The organism is Azospira sp. I13 (assembly GCF_003112695.1).
Taxonomy (GTDB): domain Bacteria; phylum Pseudomonadota; class Gammaproteobacteria; order Burkholderiales; family Rhodocyclaceae; genus Azospira.
In genome coordinates this window covers 200708-224894 of sequence record NZ_BFBP01000007.1, presented here as the reverse complement: position 1 = coordinate 224894, position 24187 = coordinate 200708, and the positions used below count along the sequence as shown (strand labels likewise).

Here is a 24187-nt window from a genome sequence, read left to right as displayed (position 1 = left end):
GGAAAGAACCATGTTGAAAGTCGAAGAAAAACTGTTCCAGGACCGCTACCGGGTCGATTCGGGCCGGCCCCACATCCAGATCAAGGACGGGGAAATCTGTACCCACAAGTGCGCCGAGCAGCAATGTACTGTGTGCTGTCCCGCCGGTTGCTACACCCAGGAGGGCAACGGCAAGGTGGTGCTGATTGCCGACGGTTGTCTGGAGTGCGGTACCTGCCGCATCATCTGCGACGAACACCGCAACCTGGAATGGGAATGGCCCCGGGGCGGTTTCGGCATCCTCTTCAAGTTTGGTTGAGGGTTGGAAAAATCTTTGCCACAGAGGGCACAGAGAACACAGAGTAAAGTCAAAACCGACTGGCATGCAGGCCAATAAGGACGCCATTCTTCACTGTGGCATGGCTAGGATAGCCGTCCCTTTTGGCTTCCCGGGCAGGCGCCCGTTACAGTCCTCCCCGCCTGGGAATGGCAAGAAAAACTCTGTGATCTCTGTGCCCTCTGTGGCTAAAAACGAAGGCTTAAAAATGGAAGACATTCACCTGTTCCTCGCCCACGCCATCACTCTGGAGCGGGATTCCGCCCGGCGCTACGAGGAGCTGGCCGAGGGCATGAAAACCCTGGGCGATCCGGAAGTGGCCGCCTTCTTCGAGCAGATGGCCCACTACTCCCGCCTGCATCTGGCCGAGGCGACGGAGCGGGGCGGCTTCCGCCACCCGCCCAAGCTGGAGGCCCACGAATACCAGTGGCCCGACGGCACCAGCCCGGAGACCGCCGCCTGGGCCGGGGTCGATGCCTTCATGGACGTGCCCTCCGCCCTGGCCCTGGCCCTGGACGGGGAGCAGCGCAGCCACGCCTTCTACGCCGGCATCGCCGCCACCACCACCAACCCCCGGGTCAAGCTGATGGCCGAAGAGTTCGCCGCCGAAGAAGGCGAGCACGTGGCCGAGCTGGAAAAACGCATCGCCAAACTTCCCGCCTGAGGAGGCGCCATGAAACCCAAGAAGCACGTTTTCGTCTGTACCCAGGGCCGGCCCCCCGGCCATCCCCGGGGCAGCTGCATGCAGAGCGGCGGTCAGGCGGTGATGCAGGCTTTCCTCAACGAGCTGGGCAGCCGCAACGCCTTCGACCGCTTCGCTGTCACCGCCTGCGGCTGTCTGGGCCCCTGCGACGGCGGCCCCCATGTGCTGGTCTATCCGGAAGGGGTGTTGTATCAGCGGGTGCAACCCGAGGATGCGGGAGAGATTTTCGACCAGCACCTGGAATTCGACGAGCCTGTGGCGCGTCTGCAGGCGGCCCCGGCCGTCTGGTAAGCCGGGCCCGGGAAAGCCTGGGACAGTCGGAGATGGGGCGTCGCCCCAGGACGGGGCGGTAGCCTGCCCTGACCGCCTAACGAGGTAGGGGCTGGTGGGCCTGCTGCTGGCGTTCCCAGGCAGCCCGTTCGGCGGCCCGTTGCCGTTCCTTGGCCAGCCGTTCCTTTTCCTTCTCGGCCACCCGGGCATCCCGGTCGGCCACCCGCTGCCGTACTTCCTCTTCCGAGGTGGCGCTGGAGCGGGCCGGCCCGTTGGGATTGCGGGCCTGCAGGCGTTCTGCCCGAGCCTTGGCCTCGGCCGCCTGCCGGGCGCGCCCGGCGGCAGCTTCCTGCTGCTTTTCCTTCTGGCGCTTTTCCCGATCCGTGGCGGCCTGTTGCTGCGCTGCCCGGTAGCGTTCGCTTTCCGCTTGCTGCTCTGCCGCCTTGCGCGGGGCCTCCGCCTGGCGCCGGGCTTCCCGGGTGGCCAGGACCCGGTTATTGACCTCCCGCTGCCGCGCGTTGGCATCCACTTCCTGGGCCTGGATGGCCTTGATGGCGGTGAAGCGGCGTTGCTTGGCCTCCTGGATGCAGGCGGTGACCAGCACTTTCTGCCAGCAGGCCTTTTCCTCGGCCAGGTATTGCTCCTCCGCCGTGATCCGGGCGGCTGCCGCTGCCTCTTTCTGGGCGCGAATCTGGTCTTCCAGCTGTTGCCGTTCGCTGTCGTTGATGGGGGCCCAGGTCTGGGCAGCAACGGGCAGGCTCAGACCCACCAGCAGGGTGATGCACAGGCGGGCGAGGGCAGGGGCCAGGGGCGGAAGGGCGGGGCGGCAGGGCAGCATGGCGGTGGCAGGCGGGGCGGCGGAGGCGAGAGTATACCCGGCTCAGGCGGGCATCCATTGGCTGGTGTCGATGTCCCAGGCTTCGGGATTCTCGTGGCTGACGATACGGTCCTGGCTGCGGCTGAGGTCGATCTCTTCCGGTGGCAGGTAGTGGCGCTTGTCGCCGTGGTAGAACACCTTCACCCGGGGTAGCAGCAGCTTTTCCGCATTCTGTTCCAGCACCACGCCGAGGCGCCCGCTCTCCAGCCTCACCAGGGAGCCGGTGGGGTAGATGCCGATACTGCGGATGAAGGCATGCACCAGCTCCGGGTTGAAGTGGAACTTGCTCCACTCCAGCAGCTTGCGCAGGGCTTCGGTGGCCGGCATGCCCTTGTGGTACACCCGGTTGGACGTGATGGCGTCATACACATCCACCACCGCCCCCATCTGGCCGTAGAGGCTGATGCCGTCTCCCTTCAGGCGGTTCGGGTAGCCGGTACCGTCGAAGCGCTCGTGGTGTTGGGCGGCGACGTCGAGGGCGATCTGGCTGATGCCCGGGGTGTGCAGGAGGATGATCTTGCTCTGCACCACGTGGCTCTTCATCTTGTCGAACTCGGCGTCGGTGAGCTTGGCCGGCTTGTTGAGGATGCTCTCCGGCACCTGGGCCTTGCCCACGTCGTGAAGCAGGCCGCCGATGGCAATTTCCTTGATGATCTCCCGGGGCAGCTTGAGGGTGCGGGCGAAGGCCACCAGCAAGGCGCAGACGGAAACCGAGTGGAGGAAGGTGTAGTTGTCGTGAGTCTTCAGGCGCGAGAGGGGAATCAGGGCGTCCTGATGGCGGAAGATGGAATCCACCATGTTTTCCACCATGGGCTCGACCTTTTCCATCTCGATCTGCTTGCCCAGGCGGATGTCGCCCATCATGTCCCGCACGATGCGGTGGGCCTCGCCATGGAGCTTGCGGGCCCGGTGCAGTTCCTCCTGCAGGGGCGCCGGGGCGATGTGCTCGAGGGTGGGGTGCTCCGTGTCGGCAATGGCCTCCAGGCGCTGTTCCAGCTCCCGTGCCGCCTCTTCCCGGGTGGGGGCGTGGGCTACATCCAGGCCCTTGAGGGTGTCGATGTACAGCTCGTGCACCCCGCTCTCCCGCACTTTCTGAACTTCCGCCGCATCGTGCACGGCAAAGCTGTTGCGCAGGAAATTGTGGTCCATCCAGCCGATGTTGAGATCGTGGATGTACATTCCGGGCTTCAGTTCGCCAATGGGGATTTTCTTGATCATCGCAGCGTGCGGTCAGCAGGAGGCCATTGGCCCATTATGCCTTCAAGCAGCACGGGGCAGGGGGCAGCGTACAATGGCGGACCGACGGCGGACCTGCGCCCCACCCGGGTGCTGCGCCTACCCGCCGCCGCCCATTGGCCTGCCGCCATCGCCCCGGTTCAACCACTCCGTTTTCCCATGATCAGCCTACGCAATCTCACCTTCGCCCGTGCCGGCCAGCTCCTGGTCAGCGACGCCAACTTGCAACTCCACCCCGGCTACAAGGTGGGCCTCACCGGTGGCAACGGCTGCGGCAAGTCCTCCTTCTTCGCCCTGTTCACCGGCGCTCTCCATGCCGAAATCGGCGACCTGGAACTGCCGGCCAGCTGGGTGGTGGCCCACGTGGCCCAGGAGACGCCCTCCCTGCCCGATCCGGCCCTGGAATTCACCCTCGACGGGGATCGGGAGCTGCGCCAGGTGGAAGCCGACCTCAAGGTGGCTGAAGCGGCCCACGACGGTGAGCGCATCGCCGCCCTGCACGCCCGCTACGGCGAGATCGGCGGCTACGGCGCCAAGGCCCGGGCGGCAGCGCTGCTGCACGGCCTGGGCTTTTCCGATGCCGACTTTGCCCGGCCGGTGAAGGAATTTTCCGGTGGCTGGCGCGTACGCCTCAACCTGGCCCGCGCCCTGATGTGCCGTTCCGACCTGCTGCTGCTGGACGAACCCACCAACCACCTGGACCTGGACGCGGTGCTGTGGCTGGAAGGCTGGCTGAAGAACTACCGCGGTACCCTGCTGATGATTTCCCACGACCGGGACTTCCTCGACGCCGTGGTCAGCCACATCCTGCACATCGAGCAGGGCAAGATGAAGCTCTACAGTGGTCACTACTCGGCCTTCGAGCGGCAGCGGGCCGAGCAGCTGGCCCTGCAGCAGGGCATGTTCGAGAAGCAGCAGCGGGAGCGGGCCCACCTGCACCGCTTCATCGAGCGCTTCAAGGCCAAGGCTACCAAAGCCAAGCAGGCCCAGAGCCGGGTCAAGGCCCTGGCCCGCATGGAGGAGGTGGCGGCGGCCCACGTCGATACGCCTTTCACCTTCCGCTTCCGCGATCCGGTGGCCAGCCCCGATCCCCTGCTGGCCCTTTCCCACGCCCAGGCCGGCTACGGCGAGAAGATCATCCTCGGCAATGTGGAACTGACCCTGCGCCCCGGCGAGCGCATCGCCCTGCTGGGCCGCAACGGCGCCGGCAAGTCCACCCTGGTCAAACTCCTGGCCGGCCGCCTGGCGCCCCTGGCCGGCGACTACAAGGAAGGCAAGGGCCTGACCATCGGCTATTTCGCCCAGCATCAGGTGGACGAACTGCGCCCCGAGGAATCGCCTCTGCAGCACATGGTGCGCCTGGCCCCCACCACTCGGGAGCAGGAGCTGCGGGATTACCTGGGCGGCTTCGATTTCCGCGGCGACATGGCCACCCGGCCCTGCGGCCCCTTCTCCGGTGGCGAGAAGTCGCGCCTGGCCCTGGCCCTGCTGATCTGGCACCGGCCCAACCTCTTGCTGCTGGACGAGCCCACCAACCACCTGGACCTGGAGATGCGCGAGGCCCTCACCCTGGCCCTGCAGGAATACGAGGGCGGGGTGGTGCTGGTCTCCCACGACCGCCATCTGCTGCGCACCACCGCCGACAGCCTGTGGCTGGTGGCCGACGGCAAGGCTGCCCCCTTCGATGGCGACCTGGACGAATACGCCGCCTGGCTGGCCCAGCAGCAGAAGGAAGAGAAGGTGGATACGCTCAAGGAAGCCAGCAAGGAGGAGCGGCGCCAACAGCGGGAAGACGACAAGGCTGCCCGCCAGGCCCTGCTGTCCAAACGCCGGCCCCTGGTGAAGGAAGTGGACACCCTGGAAAAACGCCTTGCCGCCTGGCAGGGCGAACTGAAGCTGCTGGAGCAACGCCTGTCGGACCCCAACCTCTACGCCAATCCAGACCCGACCCTGCTTGATCCCCTGGTGAAGCGCCAGGCCGAACTCACCCGGGATATCGCCACCGCTGAAGAACGTTGGCTGGAGGCTCAGGACGAGCTGGAGCAATTGCCCCTGCCCGAGTGATGCCCTAACATCGGCCACACGATGCCGCCCCGGAAAACTTCGGGGTCGCAATATTCGATCGAAGAGGGAGGCGTATGGGACATTTGCTGCGACGCTGGTCGCTACTCTTGCTGCTCCTGCCGGTTTCCCTGTTGCAGGCCCAGGAAGCCCGTCCCCTATTGTTTGGGGTGATGCCCTATCTCAGCACCCGCATCCTCATCACCACCTATTCGCCTCTCGCCGCCTATCTGGAACAACGCCTGGGGCGGCCGGTGACATTGCAGACCGCCCCCGACTTCGACACCTTCACCAGCCGCGCCTTCGCCGGCGAGTACGACCTGCTGCTGATTGCCCCTCACTACGCCCGGCTGGCCGAGGTGGATTATGGCTACATTCCCCTGGTGCGCCACCGCAATGACATCCGCTGCTATCTGATGGTCCACCGGGATCATCCCCTGTCCACCGTTGAGCAGTTGCGAGGGCAGACCATCGCCATCCACGAGCGGAGCGCCATGGTGCCCATGCTCGGACTCAACTGGCTGGCGGAGCAGGGCCTGGTGGCGGAACGGGATTTCCGCGTGGTGGAAAATGTGACCCAGAGCAGTGCCCTGCAGAGCGTGGTCAGCGGCAAGGCCCGGGCCGCCATCGTTTCCCACTCCACCGTGGCCCAGGCCCCGGCCGACCTGCGGGAGGCCACCCGCATCGCCGGCGAATGCCCGTCGGCCCCGGGCCTGGCCCTGATGGCGCACAACCGGCTGCCGCCGGCCGAACGCCGACGCATCAAGGAAGTCCTCAACGCCTTCGAGCAGACGCCGGAAGGCAAGACGTTCTTCCAGGTCAGTACCCATGGTGGCTATCGGGAGCCGACCCAGGCCGATGCCCGGCTGATGGACAAGGTGCTGCCGGAAACCCGCCGGCTGCTGAAGAAATAAGATGGCTATGGGCTGGCTACATACACTACGGGGCAAACTGATCGTTTCCACCATCCTGGTGGAGGCGGTCATCATTGCGGCCGTGCTTTGGAACGGCCAGCGCCTGATCGAGACCCACCTGCTTGAACAGTTCGAACTGCGGCGCAAGGAAACCACCCTGCTGCTCGATGCCGCCCTGGCGCCGGCCATGGCCCAACGGGATTACGCCGCCGTCAGCGATATCCTGCAGGCCACCCAGGCCATCAACAGCATCGATTACTTGGTCATGTTCGACAACGACGGCCAGATCGTCGCCACCGCCAACTGGGAGCGTCAGCGCCCCGTTCCGCTGGCGGACAATCCGGAGCAGCTGCTGAACGGCAATGGGCTGCAGAACTTTGACCTGCGCATTCCCATGAACATCGGGGGCCGCCAGTTCGGAGAACTGCAGTACGGTCTCGACCTGGGTTTTCTGCGCCAGGCCCGTGCCGATCTGCAGCGCCAGACCATGCTCATTGCCATCAGCGGCCTCCTGCTTTCAGCCCTGGTCCTGGCCTCCATCGGCCTTTGGCTGACCCGTCACCTCAATCGTCTGACCCAGGCCAGCCGTCGCCTGGCACAGGGCAACACCTTCCAGACCCTGCCGGAAAGCGTAGACGACGATATCGGTGCCCTGACCCGGGCCTTCAATCAGATGGGGAGCGCCCTGGCCGCCCGGGTGGAGGACCTGCAGGACTCCGAAAGGGAGCAGCGCCAGCTGGCTGCCACCCTTTCCGCCGAGCAGGCCCGCCTGCATGCCCTGCTTTCCTCTATGCGCCTGGGGCTGTTGTTTGTGTCCCCCGAGGGGCGGGTGGTCTATGCCAATCCGGCCTTTCGTCAGCTGTGGCGCCTCGGTGATGACGATGTTTCGCCCGGAATGTTGCTGGGCGACCTGGCCCAGCGCATTGCCAGCGACCCCCAGCGTTTGTCGGACCCGTACCAGCGGGAACACCTTTTCCTGGCCGATGGCTTGCAGTGGGAACTGCGCCAGGCTGACGAGCGCCTGCTGACCCAGATCAGCGTGGCGGTACCGGCAGCTCCTGGTGAAACCCAGGAAGGCGAGAGCCGGCTGTGGATTTTCGAAGACATCACCCATGAGCGGCAGACCGCCGACCGGCTGCTCTTCATGGCCGAGCGGGACCCCCTCACCGGCCTCTACAACCGCAGCCGTTTCGAGGGCGAACTGCAGCGGCTGGCGGTGCAGTTCGAGCGGGATGCGTCACTGCAGGCAGCGTTGCTGTATTTCGACCTGGACGAGTTCAAGACGGTCAATGACAGCTTCGGCCATCGTGCCGGTGATGCGGTGCTGCTGCGCATTGCCAGCGAAGTGGGGCAGCTGCTGCGGAGCAACGAGATGTTTGCCCGCCTCGGCGGTGATGAATTTGCCGTGGTGGCCCCCGGCGCCGATCTGGCGGCGGCCCAGACCCTGGCCCAGCGTATCGTCGCCGCCGTTGCCGCCCTGGGCTTCGAGTTTGAGGGTACCAGGGTACGTCTGACTTCCAGCCTGGGCATCGCCCTGCTGCCGGAACATGCGCGACGTCCGGAGGAGTGGGTGGCCCGGGCCGATATCGCCATGTATGCGGCCAAGCATGCCGGCAAGAACGGCTGGCGCGTCTTCCGCGAGGAGCTCGGGCAATCCGCCTACATGCTGGCCCAACTTTCCTGGGCCGAGCGCATCCAGGCGGCCCTGGAGCAGGATTTATTCGAGCTCCACTTTCAGGGCATCTACACCACCGGCATCCCGGTGCTCTCCCACCTGGAAGTGCTGCTGCGCATGAAGGATCCGGAAAATCCCGGCCTTTACCTGATGCCCGGCGAATTCATTCCGGCCGCCGAACGTAACGGCCGCATTCTGGACATCGACCGCTGGGTGCTGGAAGCCGGCATTCGTACCCTGGCCCGGCATCCTCAGCTACCGGGTCTGGCCATCAACATCTCCGGGCGCTCCTTTGACGACCCCGGGCTGCCGGATTACATCACCGGCCTGCTGGACACCCACCGGGTTGCCCCCCAACGTCTGCTGGTGGAGCTGACGGAAACCGCGGCCCTGTCGAACATGGCGGATACCCAGCGCTTCATCAGCTACATCCGCGGCATGGGCGGCTCCGTCTGCTTGGATGATTTTGGCGTCGGCTTTTCCTCTTTTGCCTACCTCAAGCACCTGGACGCCAACGTGATCAAGATCGATGGCATGTTCATCCGCAACCTGGTGAACAGCCGGGAAGACCAGGTGTTCGTTCGTGCCATCATCGAAGTGGCCCGGGGCCTGGGCAAGAAGACGGTGGCCGAATTTGTCGAAGACCAGGCGACTTATGTCTTGCTCGGGGAACTGGGCGTGGACCTGGCCCAGGGCTATCACCTCTCACGCCCCTGCGCCGAATTGCCCGACCCGGCCACCCCACTGGCCGCCTGATGGCTTGGTGCCGCCATTCCATGTGGGTGGCGGGGCATCGGAACGGGGGGGCTTCTGCTAAAATCCCGGCTTTTGCGTCCTCAGCCAAGGAGTTTTCCGTGCAGATCGTTTGTCTTGACCTCGAAGGTGTGCTCGTTCCCGAAATCTGGATCGAATTCGCCGAACGCACGGGCATCCCCGAGCTGCGCCGCACCACCCGCGAAGAGCCCAACTACGACGTGCTGATGCAGTATCGTCTGGGCATCCTCAAGCAACACGGCCTGGGCCTGCCGGACATCCAGAAGGTCATCGCCGAAATGGGCCCCCTGCCTGGTGCCAAGGAATTCATCGAGTGGCTGCGCCCCCGCTTCCAGGTGGTGATCCTCTCCGACACCTTCTACGAATTCGCCATGCCCCTGATGGCCCAGCTGGGCTTCCCCGCCCTGTTCTGCCACAAGCTGGAGGCCGATGCCCAGGGCTTCCTGGTGAATTACCATCTGCGCATGCCCAACCAGAAGCAGGAAGCGGTGAAGCGCTTCAAGGAACTGAACTTCAAGGTCATTGCCTCCGGCGATTCCTACAACGACACCACCATGCTCGGCGAAGCCCATGCCGGCATCCTCTTCTGCCCGCCGGAAAACGTCATCCGCGAATTCCCCCAGTACCCGGTGGTGAAGGACTACGAAGCCCTGAAGGCGGAAATCCTCAAGGCCAGCGACCGCATCTAAGACCGCCATGCATCGCCAACGCTTCTACACCCTTACTGCCTCCTGCCCGGACCGTACCGGCATCGTCGCCAAGGTTTCCAGCTTCTTTGCCGCCCATAACGGCTGGATTCTGGAAACCGCCCTGCATGCCGACGATGCGGCCGGGCGCTATTTCATGCGTATCGAAGTGCGGGCCGATTCCCTGCCCTTCATGCTGGCCGAACTGCGGGAGCGCTTCCGCCCCATCGCCGAAGAACTGGAGATGGACTGGAAAATCACAGACAGCGCCGTGAAGAAGCGGGTGGTACTGCTGGTCTCCAAGCAGGAGCACTGTCTCTACGACCTGCTGGCCCGCTGGCAGTCGAAGGAACTGGACATCGAGATTCCCTGCATCATCTCCAACCACGATACCTTCCGCGGTTTCGTGGAGTGGCATGGCATCCCCTTCCACCACATTCCCGTCACGCCGGACAACAAGGCTGCCGCCTATGCCGAGGTGCAGCGCCTGTTCGAGGAAGTGAAGGGGGATGCCATGGTGCTGGCTCGCTACATGCAGATTCTCTCACCGGAACTGTGCGCCGCTTTCCCGGGGCAGATCCTCAACATCCACCACAGTTTCCTGCCCAGTTTCGTCGGGGCCAAGCCCTACCACCAGGCCTATGAACGGGGCGTCAAGCTGATCGGCGCCACCTGCCATTACGTGACCGCTGACCTGGACCAGGGGCCCATCATCGACCAGGACGTGATCCGTATTGACCACTCCGATGCGGTGGAAGACATGGTGCGCTACGGCAAGGACATCGAGAAGACCGTGCTGGCCAGGGGCCTGCGTTACCACCTGGAAGACCGGGTGCTGGTGCATGGCAACAAGACGGTGGTGTTCCGCTGAGCGGCATGCTTTGCCACACCTGGAAAAAGGGCGCTGCGGCGCCCTTTTTTCTTGCCCGAGGCGGCTAAAGATCCCGGTAGCGCTGTACCGGGGCCGGTGTACAGGGCAGGTAGTGGCTGATCAAGGAGCGGCCCGGTGCCCAGAGATGCAGCAGCAAGCCGCCAGGTTCCAGGGTATAGGCCAGGTCGCCGGGCGGGCCTTGCAGGTCCAGGGCGATCTGGTGGGCGGGGGAGGGGGCGGTGAGGGCCGGGCGGTCGGCGAAGCGGGTGCTGATGAAGCGGTGCACGTGGCCGCAGAGCACCGCTTCCACCTGGGGATGCCGGTTCAGCCAGCTTTCCAGCAGGGCGGCTCCGCGGCAGTTGATGGCATCCATGCCGGGAATGCCGACAGGAAAGGGCGGGTGATGCAGGGCCAGCAGGACGCGGCGGTCCGTTGGACAGGAGGCGTCCAGCCAGGCCAGGGTGTCCGGTGTGATCTCCCCGTATTCATGGCCGGGAACCAGGCTGTCGAGTAGCAGCAGCGTGCCACCGGTCAGTTCCCGCCGCTGGTGGCAGCGGGGGCCGGACCAGGCTTGATCCGGGAAGGCGGCTTGCAGGTGCTGGCGGTGGTCGTGGTTGCCCGGCAGCAGGGCCAACGGAATTCCGGTCGTGGCCAGCTGGGCGGCGAGACTCCGGTATTCGGCGGGGCTGCCGCGATCTACCAGATCGCCGCTGATCAGCAGCAGGTCGGGCCGGGGTTGCAGTGCGGCCAGGCGGGCCAGGGCGGTCTCCAGGGCCGCCGCCGTATCCACCCGGCCGTAGAGCAGGCCGGGGGGCGGTACGTAGTGAAGGTCGCTGAGTTGGGCGATGTACATGGCGCCAGCTTAGCAAAGGGCGGGGGCCGCCGCACCCCGGGCGGCTTGGAAGGCTTGGCCTGCCGGGATCAGTAGGCCGGCATGTAGAGTGGGTAGAGGGTTTCCTCTTCGCGGCGGATACGGTTTACCAGCACATCGCCCACCTGCTGCAGGTCGCTGCCGAAGGACACTGCCAGGTTGGCCTGGGTGCCGATGTCCTTGTACTTGGAGAGGAAGGCCAGCACGGCCTTGCCGATGCCATCCATTTCGTGGCGGAAGCCATGCATCAGTTCGAAGCTGTCCGGGTCCTGGCGCAGGGAGTGTTCCAGGTAGATGTAGAAGCGGATGTTCTCGGTCATCAGGTGGTCCAGCACGGCGCCGCGGAAATCCTCCAGCCGGGCGGCGGTGGCGGTGAGGTCGTTGGCCTGGAAGACCCGGGATATTTCGCCGAAGAGGGCCAGCAGCCGGCCATGCTCCTGCTGCAGGCGGGGCACCAGCTCCGGATTGTAGGCAATGCCCTGGGCCTGGGGGGCCACCGGAGCGGTGCCGGGGGCAGGGGCGGTTTCGACGGCCGGCTTCTTGCCGTCGAAGAGGAAATTCCAGAATCCCATGTTGCTTCCTTCGTAAATGGTTATGACATATCGCTAATCACGGGGAAGCTAACGGCTGGAGGAAGCTTCAATCTTTGATCTAGATTAAGAAAATCGCCGGGTGGAGGCCGGATATCCGGGCCGACGAAAAAAAAACGGGCACCCGAAGGTGCCCGTCCTGGTTTGCCGCGAGGGAGGGAGCGGCGTGCCGTGTTGCTTAAAGGTGGTAGGCGCTTTCGCCGTGGGAGGTGATGTCCAGACCTTCGCGCTCTTCCTCTTCGGGGACGCGCAGGCCGATCAGCATATCCACCAGCTTGTAGGCGATCACGGAGACCACGGCGGACCAGACGACGGTCAAGCCTACGCTGGTCAGCTGCACGATCACTTGGTCAGCGATGGAGTAAGTTTCCGCCACAGCGTTGGTGACGTAGTCCCAGATGCCCACGCCGCCCAGGGAGGGGGCTGCGAAGACGCCGGTCAGGGTGGCACCGAGGATGCCGCCGACGCCATGGACGCCGAACACGTCGAGGGAGTCATCCGCACCCAGCAGGCGCTTCAGGCCATTGACGCCCCACAGGCAGACCACGCCAGCCAGCAGGCCGATGACCAGGGCACCGATGACACCGACGAAGCCGGCGGCCGGGGTGATCGCCACCAGGCCAGCGACGGCACCGGAAGCGCCGCCCAGCATGGAAGGCTTGCCCTTCAGCAGCCATTCGGCGAAGACCCAGGAGAGGGTAGCGCCAGCAGTGGCCAGCCAGGTGTTGATGAAGGCCAGGCCAGCGGAGCCGTTGGCTTCCAGGGCGGAGCCGGCGTTGAAGCCGAACCAGCCGAACCACAGCAGGGAGGCACCGATCATGGTCATGGTCAGGCTGTGGGGGGCCATGGATTCACGACCGTAGCCGATCCGCTTGCCGATCAGGAAGGCACCCACCAGGCCGGCAACGGCGGCGTTGATGTGCACCACGGTACCGCCAGCGAAGTCCAGCGCACCCTTCTGGAAGAGGAAGCCGGCAGTGGCGCCCAGCTTCTCGGCGGCGGCAGCATCGATGTAGCCATCGGGGCCGGCCCAATACCAGACCATGTGGGCCATGGGCAGGTAGGAGAAGGTGAACCACAGCACCACGAACACCAGCAGGGCGGAGAACTTGATGCGCTCGGCGAAGGAACCGATGATCAGGCCGCAGGTGATGGCGGCGAAGGCGCCCTGGAAGACCACATAGACGAACTCGGGGATGACCACGCCCTTGGACCAGGTGGCGGCGACGGAATCCGGCGTCACGCCCTTCATGAAGATCTTGTCCAGGCTGCCGAAGAAGGCATTGCCCTCCGTGAAGGCGATGCTGTAGCCGTACAGCACCCACAGCACGGAAATCAGGGAGAAGACCATGAACACCTGCATCAGCACGGAGAGCATGTTCTTGGAGCGGACCAGGCCGCCGTAGAACAGGGCCAGGCCCGGGATGCTCATGAGGATGACGAAGGCGGCGCAGACCATGACCCAGGCAGTGTCGCCCTTGTTGGGCACCGGGGTAGCGGCAGCTTCAGCCGGGGCCGCTGCCGGTGCAGCTGCCGGAGCGGCTACAGCAGGGGCGGCAGCTGCTTCGGCCGCCGGGGCGGTTACCGCTTCAGCGGGCTTGTCGTCGGCGAAGGCCGGCGCGGCGGACAGACCGATGACGCCGAACAGGGCCAGAACAGCAAGAAAGCGTTTCATGGCGTTTCCCCTTTACAGAGCATCCTCACCGGTTTCGCCGGTGCGGATGCGGATGACTTGTTCAACGTCGAAAACGAAGATCTTGCCGTCGCCGATCTTGCCGGTGCTGGCGGACTTCTCGATGGCTTCGATGACCTGATCCAGCAGCTCGTTCTTCACGGCGGCCTCGATCTTCACCTTGGGCAGGAAGTCGACCACGTACTCGGCGCCACGATACAGCTCGGTGTGGCCCTTCTGGCGGCCGAAGCCCTTGACCTCGGTAACGGTGATGCCCTGCACGCCGATGGCGGAAAGGGCTTCACGCACTTCGTCAAGCTTGAAGGGCTTGATGATGGCGGTAACCAGTTTCATAGCTTTCTCCTAAATTGCCCCCGGGGTGAGCCCCGGGGTGCAGCGAACGGAAAAGTGGATTAGAAGGTCTTGGTGAAGGAGAGCAGGGCGCGGCCGTTGCCCAGGTCCTTGTTGAAGGCATTGCAGTACACCGGGGTAGCGTCGCCGCAAGCCTTGGCATCGGTGGTCCAGTAGGACAGGCCGACGGTGCCGAAGCCCACATCCTTGGTCACGCCCACCTTGTAGTCGGTGTAGGAGGCATCGCCGTTGTTCTTGATCTTCTGGTGACCGACGTGGCCCAGCACGCCCCAGCCGTCGCCCAGGTCGTAGGCGGCGTTCAGTTCCAGGTAGCCGGAACCGCGGGTGTTGTCGAGGCCGTTGGCGCCGGTGAAGCCGAAGATGTGGCTGGAGACGACATGGGAGTACTTCAGGGTCAGCCACTTCCAGCCGATGGCGCCATACAGTTCGGTGGTGTCAGCCTTGGTGAAACCGGCGGGGAAGGTGCCGGGGTAGTTGTAGCGCAGCACGCCCAGGTCGTAGTTCCAGTCGCCGCCGGCGAAGGTGTTCTTGTAGCCGCCGTAGAGGTCGATTTCGGCGGAGGAGCTGGTGCCGTTACCGGCATCGCTCAGCCAGGAGATGTTGGAGCCCCAGACACCGGCGTACAGGCCGCTGGCGTGGGAGTAATCGAAACCACCCTGGATGGCGGGCTTGCGGTTGGTCTGGCCGATACCGCGGTAGATGTATTCGGAGGCCAGGGTCACGTTGGCGGTGAAGGTGTGCTCGCTGGCGGGCGCGGCGGCTTCCTGGGCCATGACGGAAGCGGAAGCGGCCAGGGCGGCCAGAACGGCGGTGGCGAGAATGGTCTTGCGCATAATGGGACTCCTGATGTTTTTCGGAAATAAAAAGCTTGCATGGACCGTTAGCACACCCCGTGCCAACTTTATTTTTAATATAAATCAAATAATTAACAAGGCACGCTAGTGCATTTCCCGAAGAGGCGCACCGGGCTGGCGCACCACCATGAAGCGGCGCACCAAAGCAGTGCTGCCCGGAACGGGGCAGTGCCGGGGGCATCAAAGTCTTCTATCGCCCCATGCTAAACTCGGCGCCCATCTGCCCGACCGCCCCTTTTTTTCCGGAGTCCGCGCCATGCTCGATCCCAAGATTTTTGAAGAATTCTCCAGCCGCCTGGCCGGCATCATGGCCGCCACCCCCGCCGCCGACATTGAAAAGAACGTCAAGGCCATGGCCGGCGCCTTCTTCAGCAAGCTGGACCTGGTGACCCGGGAGGAGTTCGACGTACAGGCCCAGATCCTCCTGCGTACCCGGGAGAAGCTGAAGGACCTGGAAGCCCGCATCGCCGCCCTGGAGCAGCAGGGCCGCTGAGTTCCCCTTACCGGGCCGGGCTTCCGGCCCCGCCCGGTGGTTTTCCCGACGGGCAAAGCACCACATTGTTGCCGCAGCGGTTGATAGTCAATTGTCATTGATCCGCCTACACTGTGGGCCTTACTCACTCCGCTGCTGCGACCATGCCCCTCGCCCTCGTTCATAGCCGTGCCCTGGCGGGCATGGAGGCACCACCGGTGGCCGTCGAGGTGCATCTGGCCAACGGCCTGCCCAGCTTCACCCTGGTGGGCTTGCCGGAAGCCGAGGTGAAAGAGGCGCGGGAGCGGGTAAGGGCCGCCCTCATCACCAGCGGCTTCGAATTTCCCGCCAAGCGGGTGACCGTCAACCTGGCGCCGGCCGACCTGCCCAAGGAATCGGGGCGCTACGATCTGCCCATCGCCCTTGGCCTCCTGGCCGCCTCCGGCCAGATTCCCGTCAAATCCCTGGAAGGCTGCGAATGCGTCGGTGAGTTGTCCCTCTCCGGCGCCCTGCGCCCGGTGCGGGGCGTGCTGCCCATGGCGCTGGCTGCTGCCCGGGCCGGCCACGCCTTCATCCTGCCGAAGGACGACGGAGCCGAAGCCGCTTGGGTGCGCCGTGCCCATCCCGCCATGTCCATCCTGCCCGCCGAGAATCTGCTGGCGGTCTGTGCCCACCTGGGGGGCCAGGCGCTCCTGGCGGAGGCCGCCGATCTGCCGCCGCCGGCAGATGACATCTATCCGGACCTGCGGGATGTGAAAGGCCAGGCCCAGGCCAAGCGGGCCCTGGAGATCGCCGCTGCCGGTAGCCATTCCTTGTTGTTGGCCGGGCCGCCGGGCACCGGCAAGTCCATGCTGGCGGCTCGCCTGCCCGGCCTGTTGCCGCCCATGGCCGAGGTGGAAGCCCTGGAGTCGGCAGCCATGCTCTCCCTGGTGCGCCAGTTTCGGCCGGAGCAGTTCTCCCGCCGCGTTATCCGTTCCCCTCATCACACGGCGTCGGCGGTGGCCCTGGTGGGGGGCGGCGTGCAACCCCGTCCCGGAGAAATTTCCCTGGCCCACCACGGAGTGTTGTTTCTCGATGAATTGCCCGAGTTCGACCGCCGGGTCCTGGAGGCCCTGCGGGAGCCCCTGGAAAGCGGCCAGATCCACGTCTCCCGGGCAGCGGCCCGGGCCGAGTTTCCTGCCCGCTTCCAGCTGGTGGCAGCGATGAACCCCTGCCCCTGTGGCTATCGCGGCCATCCGCGGCGGGTCTGTCGCTGCACGCCGGACCAGGTGGCCCGTTACCAGGGCCGCCTTTCTGGACCCCTGCTCGACCGCATCGACCTGATGCTGGAAGTGCCGGACCTGACGCCGGAGGAAATCCAGGCGGCGCCGGCCGGTGAGCCGTCGGCGGTGGTGCGGCAACGGGTGGTTGCCGCCCGGGAGCGCCAGCAGGCTCGCCAGGGCAGGAGCAATGCCCGGCTGGAAGGGGATGAACTGGAGTACCATTGCCGTCCGGACGAAGCTGCAGCAGCCCTGCTCCGGCAGGCCACGCACCGCCTCAACCTGTCGCCCCGGGCCTACCATCGCGTACTGCGGGTGGCCCGCAGCATTGCCGATCTGGCGGCGCTGCCGGACATCGGTGCCCCCCAGGTGGCCGAGGCCCTGCACTATCGCCGCAGCACTGGCGTCTGAGCCTTTCTGTACCCGGCTACCGGCGCGCTTCTCCGGGCCCTTGTCGTCCTGGCCCCCTGCCCGAGTTATCCGTGATCGCCTATCGCCATCTGGCCATTCTGCTGGCCACCCTGTCCGCCCTCGGACCCTTCTCCATCGATACCTACCTGCCGTCCTTTCCAGAGATCGGCAGCAGCCTTGGTGCATCCCCCCTGGAGGTGCAGCAGACCCTCACCGCCTACTTGCTGCCCTTCGCCGTGATGACGCTCTGGCATGGCGCCCTGGCGGATGCCCTGGGTCGCCGCCGGGTCATCCTGGTCGCCCTGGTGCTCTTCGGTCTGGCTTCCGTCGGCTGCGCTCTGGCCACCAGCATCGAGCAGCTGTGGCTGTTCCGTGCCTTGCAGGGGATGACGGCGGGGGCCGGCATCGTCGTCGGCCGGGCGGTGGTGCGGGATGTCTTCCAAGGGGCGGAGGCCCAGAAGTTGATGGCCCACGTGGCCATCATGTTTGCCCTGGCTCCGGCCATCGCCCCCATCATCGGCGGCTGGCTGCACGTGGCTTTCGGCTGGCGTTCCATCTTCGTTTTCATGGTGCTGGCCACCCTGGCCCTGCTCCTCGCCTGCTGGCGCTGGCTGCCCGAAACCCTGCCGGCGGCGGCACGCCAGCCCCTGCACCCCGGCTACCTGCTGGCGGCCTACCGGGCGGTGCTGACCTCCCGGGGCTTTCTCTCCGCCTCCTTTGCCATCGCCTTCAACTTCCTCGGCTTCTTCCTTTACGTCATGTCGGCCCCGGTTTTTCTCATGGAACACCTGGGCCGCTCGGAAACCGAGTTCTACTGGCTGTTCGGCCCCGCCATGGCCGGGCTGATGCTGGGCTCCTGGATCAGCGGCCGGCTGGCCGGGCACCTCTCACCCCTGGCCACCGTGCAGCGGGGCTACGGCCTGATGGCTGTCGGCCTGGCCCTCAACCTTGGCGTCAGCTTCGGCCTGCCGCCGGGCTTGCCCTGGAGCGTGCTGCATTTCGTCGTGTACAACGTCGGCATGGCCATGGCCATGCCCTGCCTGACCCTCATGGCCCTGGACCTCTTTCCCCTGCAGCGGGGCCTGGCCGCCTCCTGCCAGGCCTTCCTGCAGTCGGTGATGAATTCCCTGGCCGCCGCCCTGCTGGCTCCGCTGCTGTGGGGCAGCACCCGGCACCTGGCCCTGGGCTCGGCCTGCCTGCTCGTCCTGGGGGCCGCCTGCACCCTGTGGTATGCCCGGGAGGCGCCGCGTCAGGCATCCGACTGACATTTTTTTGCGCCCCACCGCTATACTGAAATTCCTATGACGGTAGGTGTCGTCGATGCTTTCTGCCCTGACCTCCGCCGCTGCTTCTGCCCGACGTTCGACCATACGCCGCAGCCTGCTGATCCGGGTGGCGGCCCTGGTCTTCGTCTCCATTGCCCTGTTCTCCTTCGGCCTCTACAGCCTCATCATCCGCCCCGCCGTGCAAGACTTGGCGGCCCGGGAGATGCGCAGCGCCATGGCCGCCATGCAGGGGCGCCTGGACCAGAAGGTGATGCAGGTGGAGTACATCGCCCGGGTGGCCCGGGCCTGGGGGGAAAATGGCGAGTTAAGCCTGGACGACGTGCGCCACTTCAACAGCCGGGTGATGCCGGTGCTGCTCCATTCCCCGGTGGTCTCCTCGGCCCTCTACGCCGACAACCGGGGGCGGGAGATCATGCTTTTGCAGCGTCCCGATGGCACCTGGGCCAACCGCCTGACGGATGTGGCCCGCTGGGGCAAGGAAGTGCGCTGGCTGGTGTGGAAGGATGCCCGCACCCTGCTCTCCGAAGAGCGTCAGCGTCGGGATTACGACCCACGGCAGCGCCCCTGGTACCAGGGTGCCCTGGCCCTGGAGCGGGATGACGGCCTGCACTGGACCGAGCCCTACACCTTCTTCACCACCCGGGAACCGGGCATCACCGTTTCCACCCGCTGGCGCCAGGACGGCGAAACCTACGTCATCGCCTTCGACGTGCTGCTGGCCGACCTTTCCCGTTTCACCGGCGGCCTGACCGTCGGCGAGGGCGGCCATGCCGCCATCCTCACTGGCGAAGGCCGCCTGCTGGCCCTGCCACGCCATCCGGCCTATCTCAGCGATGGCGCCATCCAGGCCGCAGTAATGCAGCCGGCGGCGGACAGCCCCCTGCAACCCCTCGGCCAGGCGGTGGCCCACTGGGAGGAACACGGCCGGGGTGCCTACTTCGCCACCCTGGGGGAGGACCACTGGGTAACCAGCATCCAGCCCTACCTGCTGCAATCACGCCAGCTCTGGCTGGTGGCCCAGGCACCGCTGCGCGACTTCGTCCCCGGCGCCCTGCGGGATATCTTCCTGCTGGTCCTGTTGGCCGCCCTGGCCCTGGGCATCGGCATCTTCATGGCGGCCCGCCTGGCCCGGCGAGTGGCGCGACCCCTGGAGCGGCTGGTGGTGGATAGCGAACGCATCGGCAACCTGGATTTCTCCCCCGGTTCCATGGTGCATACCGGCTGGCAGGAAATCGACCGCCTGGCCAGCTCCCAGGCCCACATGCGGGAAACCCTGCAGGATGCCACCCAGCGCCTGGAGGAGCGGGTGGCCCAGCGCACCCGGGAACTGGAGGATGCGCAGGAGGAAGCCGGGCGGCAGTTGCTGCTGCTCGAAGCCATCATCGACAGCATGCCCAACCCGGTCTTCTTCAAGGATGCGGAAGGCCGCTTCCTCGGCTGCAACAAGGCCTACGAAAGCACCTTCGGCGTGCGCCGGCGGGACATCATCGGCAAGACCGTGGCGGACCTGGCGTTCCTCACCGATGACGAGCGCCGGGAGTTGCAGGAAACCGCCCTCACCGTGGCCCGGGAAGGCCTGCTCAGCCACCGGGAGATGACCCTGCAGTTTGCCGACGGCCGCCGCCACGACGTGCTCTACTGGGCCAACGGTTTCCGCAATGAAGACGGTTCCCCCGGTGGCATGGTCGGCGTGGTGGCCGATATCTCCGACCGCAAGGGCATGGAGGAAGAGCTGCGCCGGGCCCGGGAGGCGGCGGAGCAGGCCACCGCCACCAAGTCTCTCTTCCTGGCCAACATGAGCCACGAAATCCGCACCCCCATGAACGCCATCATCGGCATGGCCCATCTGGCCATGAGAACCGAACTCAGCCCGAAGCAACGGGACTATGTCGGCAAGATCCACGGCGCCGCCATTTCCCTGCTTGGCATCATCAACGACATTCTGGATTTTTCGAAGATCGAAGCCGGCAAATTGTCCCTGGAGGAATTGCCTTTTAACCTGGAGGACGTACTGGGCAACGTGGCCAGCGTCCTCGGCATGAAGGCCAACGAGAAGGGGCTGGAGCTGCTCTTCAACCTTAGCCCCGGTACTCCGGTCGGGCTGGTGGGCGACCCCCTGCGCCTCAACCAGATTCTCACCAATCTGGTCTCCAACGCCATCAAGTTTACCGAGGGGGGCCAGATCACCCTCAGCGCCCGCCCGGTGGATCAGGTGGGGGACCGGGTCAAGCTGCAGTTCTGGGTCGAGGATACGGGCATTGGCATGACGCCCGAGCAGAGCGCCCGCCTCTTCCAGGCCTTCACCCAGGCCGACGGCTCTACCACCCGCAAATACGGCGGTACCGGCCTGGGCCTTTCCATCACCCGGCGCCTGGTGGAAATGATGGGGGGCACCGTCTGGGTCGATTCCCGCCTCGGTGAGGGCAGTACCTTCTGCTTCACCGCCTGGTTCGGCCGGGCCGAGGGCCTAGCCCGGCCCCGCGCCCTGCCGGCGGCCCTGGCCGGCCTGCGGGTGCTGGTGGCGGACGACAATGCGGCGGCCCGGGAGATTCTCGGCGAGGCCCTGCGCCATCTGGACCTGCGGCCCGACCTCGCCGCCACCTGCGAAGAAGCCCTGGTGCTGCTGCAGACCGCCCAGCCCTCGTCCGACCCCTATCGGGTACTCTTCCTCGACTGGCAGATGCCCGGCATGGACGGCGTTGCTGCCATCGTCCGGCTGCAGGACATGCTGCCCCCCGAACAATGGCCCCAGGTGGTGATGGTCACCGCCTACGACCAGGAAGAGCTGCGCCAGCAGACGGCCAGCCTGGGGGTTGCCGGCATCCTCATCAAGCCGGTCAGTGCCTCCACCCTGTTCGATGTGCTGGTGGGTTTGGTGGACCAGGGCAGCGAGGCTCCGGTTGGCCACCTGCTGCCGGCCCTGGTGGCGCCCCCGACCCGGCTGGACGGCCTGCGCGTACTGCTGGTGGAAGACAGCGAGATCAATCAGCAGATTGCTGCTGAACTGCTGCAATCCATGGGCGTGACGGTGAGCGCCGTAGATAACGGGCTGCAGGCCGTCGAGCTGCTGGAACGCTCCCCCGACGGCAGTTTTGATCTGGTGCTGATGGATCTGCAGATGCCGGAAATGGACGGCTATGACGCCACCCGCCGGCTGCGCGGGCAGCAGCGCTTCGCCCGCCTGCCCATCCTCGCCATGACCGCCCATGCCATGGCGGAAGAGCGCCAGCACTGCCTGGCCGTGGGTATGAACGACCACCTGGCCAAGCCCATCGACCCGAACGTCCTGGCTGCTGCCCTGGAGCGCTGGGCCCCCCTGGCAGTGCGGTTGCACAGTAGCGCCCGGGCGGCCGGCGACGCCCCCGCCGGCCTGCCGTCCATCGCCGGCCTCGACATGCCCCAGGGCCTGGCCCGCATGGCCGGCAACGGTGCCCTCTACAACCGCCTGCTGTTGCAGTTTGCCGATCGCTACCGGGAACAGGGGAATTGCCTGGCCGACCTGCTGGCCGCCGGCAACCGCAAAGATGCGGAGCGGCTGGCCCACAGCCTCAAGGGCGTGGCCGGCAACCTGGGGGCCGAAACCTTGCAGCAGGCCGCCACCGTTCTCGAAGGCGCCCTGCGCCGGGAGGCGGATGCGGAGGCCCTTTCCAGCGCCCTGGCCACCCTGCAACATGCCCTCGACGAGGTGGTGCAGTCCATCGGCGCCAACCTCGGCAAGGCATCGGCCGCCACCGCGGCCGCCGACGCCCCCGTGCGCGCCGAGGCCACGCCGCCGGCTGCCCGCCTTTCTGCTGCCCAGCAGGCGGAATTGCAGGAAGCCCTGGGCCGTCTGGCCCAGCAGCTGGAGGCCAGCGACATCCAGGCCGGCGACACCTTTGCCGCCCTCCGCCCCCTGCTCGCCCTGGACTGGGCGCCCGCCAGCCTGCTGGCCCTGGAGCGGGCCATCGGCAATTACGACTACGACCACGCCCTGGCATTGCTGCAGGGCCACGCAAAGGAATCGACATCGTGAGCCTTGATCTCGACTTCACCCACAAGCCGGTCGTCCTGGTGGTGGATGACACCCCGGACAATCTGGCCCTCATGGCCGAGCTGCTGCGGGACCGCTACAGCATCAAGGTCGCCAACAACGGCGAGCGGGCCCTGCGGGTGGCCGCCACGGAGCCCCGGCCTGACCTCATCCTGCTCGACATCATGATGCCGGAGATGGATGGCTTCGAAGTGGCCCGGGCCCTGCGGGCCGATCCGGCCACCGCCGACATTCCCTTCATCTTCCTCACCGCCCGCAGCGAGGTGGCGGACGAGCGGCGGGGCTTCGACCTGGGGGCGGTGGATTACATCACCAAGCCGGTCAGCCCGCCCATCGTCCTGGCCCGGGTGCAGACTCACCTGACCCTCAAGGCCTCCCGGGATTTTCTCAAGGACCAGAACGCCTTTCTCGAAGCCGAAGTGCAGCACCGCACCCGGCAAGTCTCGGCCATCCAGGACGTCACCATCATGGCCATGGCCTCCCTGGCGGAAACCCGGGACAACGAGACCGGCAACCACATCCGCCGGACCCAGCACTACGTGCGCTGCCTGGCCCGGCACCTGCAATCCCACCCCCGCTTTGCCGACTTCCTCGACGAGTTCACCATCGACCTGATCTACAAGTCGGCCCCCCTGCACGATATCGGCAAGGTCGGCATTCCCGACCGCATCCTGCTCAAGCCGGGCAAGCTGACGGCGGAAGAGTTCGAAGTCATGAAAACCCACACCACTCTGGGCCGGGATGCGATCTGTCACGCCGAGGACTGTCTCGATTCGCCCAATACCTTCCTTGGCTTTGCCCGGGAAATCGCCTATTCCCACCAGGAGAAATGGGATGGTTCCGGCTATCCCCTGGGCCTCCGGGGTGAAGAGATTCCCATCTCCGCCCGGCTGATGGCGGTGGCCGACGTCTACGACGCCATCATCAGCCGCCGGGTGTACAAGCCGCCCTTTCCTCATGAACAGGCGGTGGACATCATCCGCGAAGGCCGGGGCCGGCATTTCGACCCGGACATGGTGGATGCCTTTCTCGCCTGCGCCGAAGATTTCCGCTGCATCGCCGCACAGTTCCTCGATGGTGAAGCCGACGCCCAGGCCGAGGCGGAACGGGTGCGGGCGGTGTTCGGTGAAGCGGGGGAGGCATCATGAAGCCCGGCCTGCGGCACCGCCTGTGCAGACTATTCCACCTATCCCGTCTGTTTGGCTTGGCCGCCCTGCTGGGGGCCACCGCCGGCTGCGACTATTTCGCCTTGCAGGAATTGCGCCCCGGCGTTTCCACCGCCCGGGAGGTGCAGGAGCGTTTCGGCAACCCGGCCATGGAGTGGCGCAACGACGACGGCAGCCTGACCTGGGAATACCCCCGGGGCCCCCAGGGGGTGGATACCTACATGATCACCCTGGGCCCGGACCGGGTGCTGCGCAGTGTTGAGCAGGTGCTGACGGAGGCCCATTACGCCCGTATCGAGCCGGGCATGGATGAAGCCCAGGTGCGGCGCATCCTGGGCCGGCCGGGCAGCGTCAATCGCTATCCGGCCAAGCCGGAAACGGTGTGGGACTGGCGCATCGCCGGGCCCGCGGCGGCCACGGAAGAGTGGCATTTCCACGTGCATTTCGGCCCCGACGGCAAGGTGGCCGGTACCTCCCGTCGCCAGGAAATCAAGGGCTGAGCTAGGACTGAGCGCGGGCTGGCAAGGGCGCAACCTTGCCGCCCCGCTGCCGCTTCTGGCGGGGTGGAGAAGCCGCGGAGCAGCGTGAGGGAAGGCCGGGTGATGGGTGATCGCGCCATCGCATCCGGCGCGGGGGACCATGTTCTCTGATCGGCTGGATGTCCGTTGCCCGGGCCGTCGTGCTGGTCAGGGAGACCGATAACTGCCCGGAACCCAAGGAAGGACGCGGGCATGGCTGGAGCGCAGCGCCCAGCCTTGATTTCCTGTGGTAGGCGACGAAGAATGGCGTCCTTATTGCCTTCCAGGGCAGTCAAATTTTAA

21 protein-coding genes are annotated in these 24187 nt (G+C 65.8%); 14 read left to right on the top strand and 7 right to left on the bottom strand.

Annotation, left to right across the window (positions count from 1 at the left end; all coding sequences use genetic code 11):
* Positions 1-10: 10 nt before the first annotated feature.
* From AZSI13_RS07865 to AZSI13_RS07855, 3 genes are all read left to right on the top strand, one after another.
* A complete protein-coding gene (locus tag AZSI13_RS07865) occupies positions 11-298 on the top strand; it encodes a ferredoxin family protein (protein ID WP_109040619.1) in 288 nt (95 codons plus the stop codon).
* Between the two features lie 226 nt (positions 299-524).
* A complete protein-coding gene (locus AZSI13_RS07860) occupies positions 525-980 on the top strand; it encodes a ferritin family protein (protein WP_109040618.1) in 456 nt (151 codons plus the stop codon).
* Between the two features lie 9 nt (positions 981-989).
* Positions 990-1310 carry a ferredoxin gene (locus tag AZSI13_RS07855; RefSeq protein ID WP_109040617.1) on the top strand — a complete coding sequence of 107 codons (321 nt, stop codon included), beginning with the start codon at positions 990-992 and terminating at the stop codon, positions 1308-1310.
* A gap of 76 nt (positions 1311-1386) precedes the next feature.
* Here the strand turns inward: AZSI13_RS07855 and AZSI13_RS07850 are convergent, their stop codons facing one another.
* Positions 1387-2127 carry a hypothetical protein gene (locus AZSI13_RS07850; RefSeq protein WP_109040616.1) on the bottom strand — a complete coding sequence of 247 codons (741 nt, stop codon included), beginning with the start codon at positions 2125-2127 and terminating at the stop codon, positions 1387-1389.
* 42 nt (positions 2128-2169) lie between these two features.
* The gene (locus AZSI13_RS07845; protein WP_109040615.1) at positions 2170-3384 is read right to left on the bottom strand and encodes an HD-GYP domain-containing protein; all 1215 of its coding nucleotides are present in this window, start codon (positions 3382-3384) and stop codon (positions 2170-2172) included.
* Positions 3385-3561: 177 nt separating this feature from the next.
* Between AZSI13_RS07845 and AZSI13_RS07840 the strand changes: the two genes are divergently transcribed.
* The 5 genes from AZSI13_RS07840 to purU all read left to right on the top strand — a co-directional run bounded on the left by AZSI13_RS07840 (position 3562) and on the right by purU (position 10383).
* Positions 3562-5466, top strand: coding sequence for an ATP-binding cassette domain-containing protein (locus tag AZSI13_RS07840; protein WP_109040614.1), 1905 nt, complete (start codon positions 3562-3564; stop codon positions 5464-5466).
* 74 nt (positions 5467-5540) lie between these two features.
* Positions 5541-6377 (top strand): phosphate/phosphite/phosphonate ABC transporter substrate-binding protein, encoded by an 837-nt coding sequence (locus AZSI13_RS07835; protein ID WP_109040613.1) that lies wholly within the window; start codon positions 5541-5543, stop codon positions 6375-6377.
* A 7-nt stretch (positions 6378-6384) separates the two neighbouring features.
* Entirely contained in the window at positions 6385-8808 is a 2424-nt protein-coding gene (locus tag AZSI13_RS07830; protein WP_109040645.1) for an EAL domain-containing protein, read from the top strand.
* Between the two features lie 98 nt (positions 8809-8906).
* The gene (gene thrH, locus AZSI13_RS07825) at positions 8907-9515 is read left to right on the top strand and encodes a bifunctional phosphoserine phosphatase/homoserine phosphotransferase ThrH (protein WP_109040612.1); all 609 of its coding nucleotides are present in this window, start codon (positions 8907-8909) and stop codon (positions 9513-9515) included.
* A 7-nt stretch (positions 9516-9522) separates the two neighbouring features.
* Complete coding sequence (gene purU, locus AZSI13_RS07820; protein ID WP_109040611.1) at positions 9523-10383, top strand: formyltetrahydrofolate deformylase; 861 nt, start codon at positions 9523-9525, stop codon at positions 10381-10383.
* A gap of 64 nt (positions 10384-10447) precedes the next feature.
* On the opposite strand, the gene AZSI13_RS07815 is transcribed toward purU, so the two are convergent.
* The 5 genes from AZSI13_RS07815 to AZSI13_RS07795 form a co-directional block, all read right to left on the bottom strand.
* Positions 10448-11236, bottom strand: coding sequence for a phosphodiesterase (locus tag AZSI13_RS07815; protein ID WP_109040610.1), 789 nt, complete (start codon positions 11234-11236; stop codon positions 10448-10450).
* A 68-nt stretch (positions 11237-11304) separates the two neighbouring features.
* Positions 11305-11826: a hemerythrin domain-containing protein gene (locus tag AZSI13_RS07810; protein ID WP_109040609.1), complete on the bottom strand. Its 522-nt coding sequence runs from the start codon at positions 11824-11826 to the stop codon at positions 11305-11307.
* Between the two features lie 196 nt (positions 11827-12022).
* Positions 12023-13519 (bottom strand): ammonium transporter, encoded by a 1497-nt coding sequence (gene amt, locus AZSI13_RS07805; protein WP_109040608.1) that lies wholly within the window; start codon positions 13517-13519, stop codon positions 12023-12025.
* A gap of 12 nt (positions 13520-13531) precedes the next feature.
* Positions 13532-13870, bottom strand: a complete 339-nt coding sequence (gene glnK, locus AZSI13_RS07800; protein WP_014235874.1) for a P-II family nitrogen regulator — start codon at positions 13868-13870, stop codon at positions 13532-13534.
* 59 nt (positions 13871-13929) lie between these two features.
* A complete protein-coding gene (locus tag AZSI13_RS07795) occupies positions 13930-14721 on the bottom strand; it encodes a TorF family putative porin (protein WP_109040607.1) in 792 nt (263 codons plus the stop codon).
* Positions 14722-14998: 277 nt separating this feature from the next.
* Between AZSI13_RS07795 and AZSI13_RS07790 the strand changes: the two genes are divergently transcribed.
* The 6 genes from AZSI13_RS07790 (at position 14999) to bamE (ending at position 23866) form a co-directional block, all read left to right on the top strand.
* Positions 14999-15235 (top strand): accessory factor UbiK family protein, encoded by a 237-nt coding sequence (locus tag AZSI13_RS07790; RefSeq protein ID WP_109040606.1) that lies wholly within the window; start codon positions 14999-15001, stop codon positions 15233-15235.
* Positions 15236-15378: 143 nt separating this feature from the next.
* Positions 15379-16884, top strand: coding sequence for a YifB family Mg chelatase-like AAA ATPase (locus AZSI13_RS07785; RefSeq protein WP_109040605.1), 1506 nt, complete (start codon positions 15379-15381; stop codon positions 16882-16884).
* 71 nt (positions 16885-16955) lie between these two features.
* On the top strand, positions 16956-18149 hold the full coding sequence (locus AZSI13_RS07780) for a multidrug effflux MFS transporter (RefSeq protein WP_109040604.1): 1194 nt from the start codon (positions 16956-16958) through the stop codon (positions 18147-18149).
* A gap of 55 nt (positions 18150-18204) precedes the next feature.
* The gene (locus tag AZSI13_RS07775; protein ID WP_109040603.1) at positions 18205-22182 is read left to right on the top strand and encodes a response regulator; all 3978 of its coding nucleotides are present in this window, start codon (positions 18205-18207) and stop codon (positions 22180-22182) included.
* On the top strand, positions 22179-23348 hold the full coding sequence (locus AZSI13_RS07770; RefSeq protein WP_109040602.1) for a two-component system response regulator: 1170 nt from the start codon (positions 22179-22181) through the stop codon (positions 23346-23348). The genes AZSI13_RS07775 and AZSI13_RS07770 overlap by 4 nt, the downstream gene beginning before the upstream one ends.
* Entirely contained in the window at positions 23345-23866 is a 522-nt protein-coding gene (gene bamE / locus AZSI13_RS07765; protein ID WP_201262333.1) for an outer membrane protein assembly factor BamE, read from the top strand. Before AZSI13_RS07770 ends, bamE begins: the two co-directional genes overlap by 4 nt.
* The last annotated feature ends 321 nt before the right edge of the window (positions 23867-24187 follow it).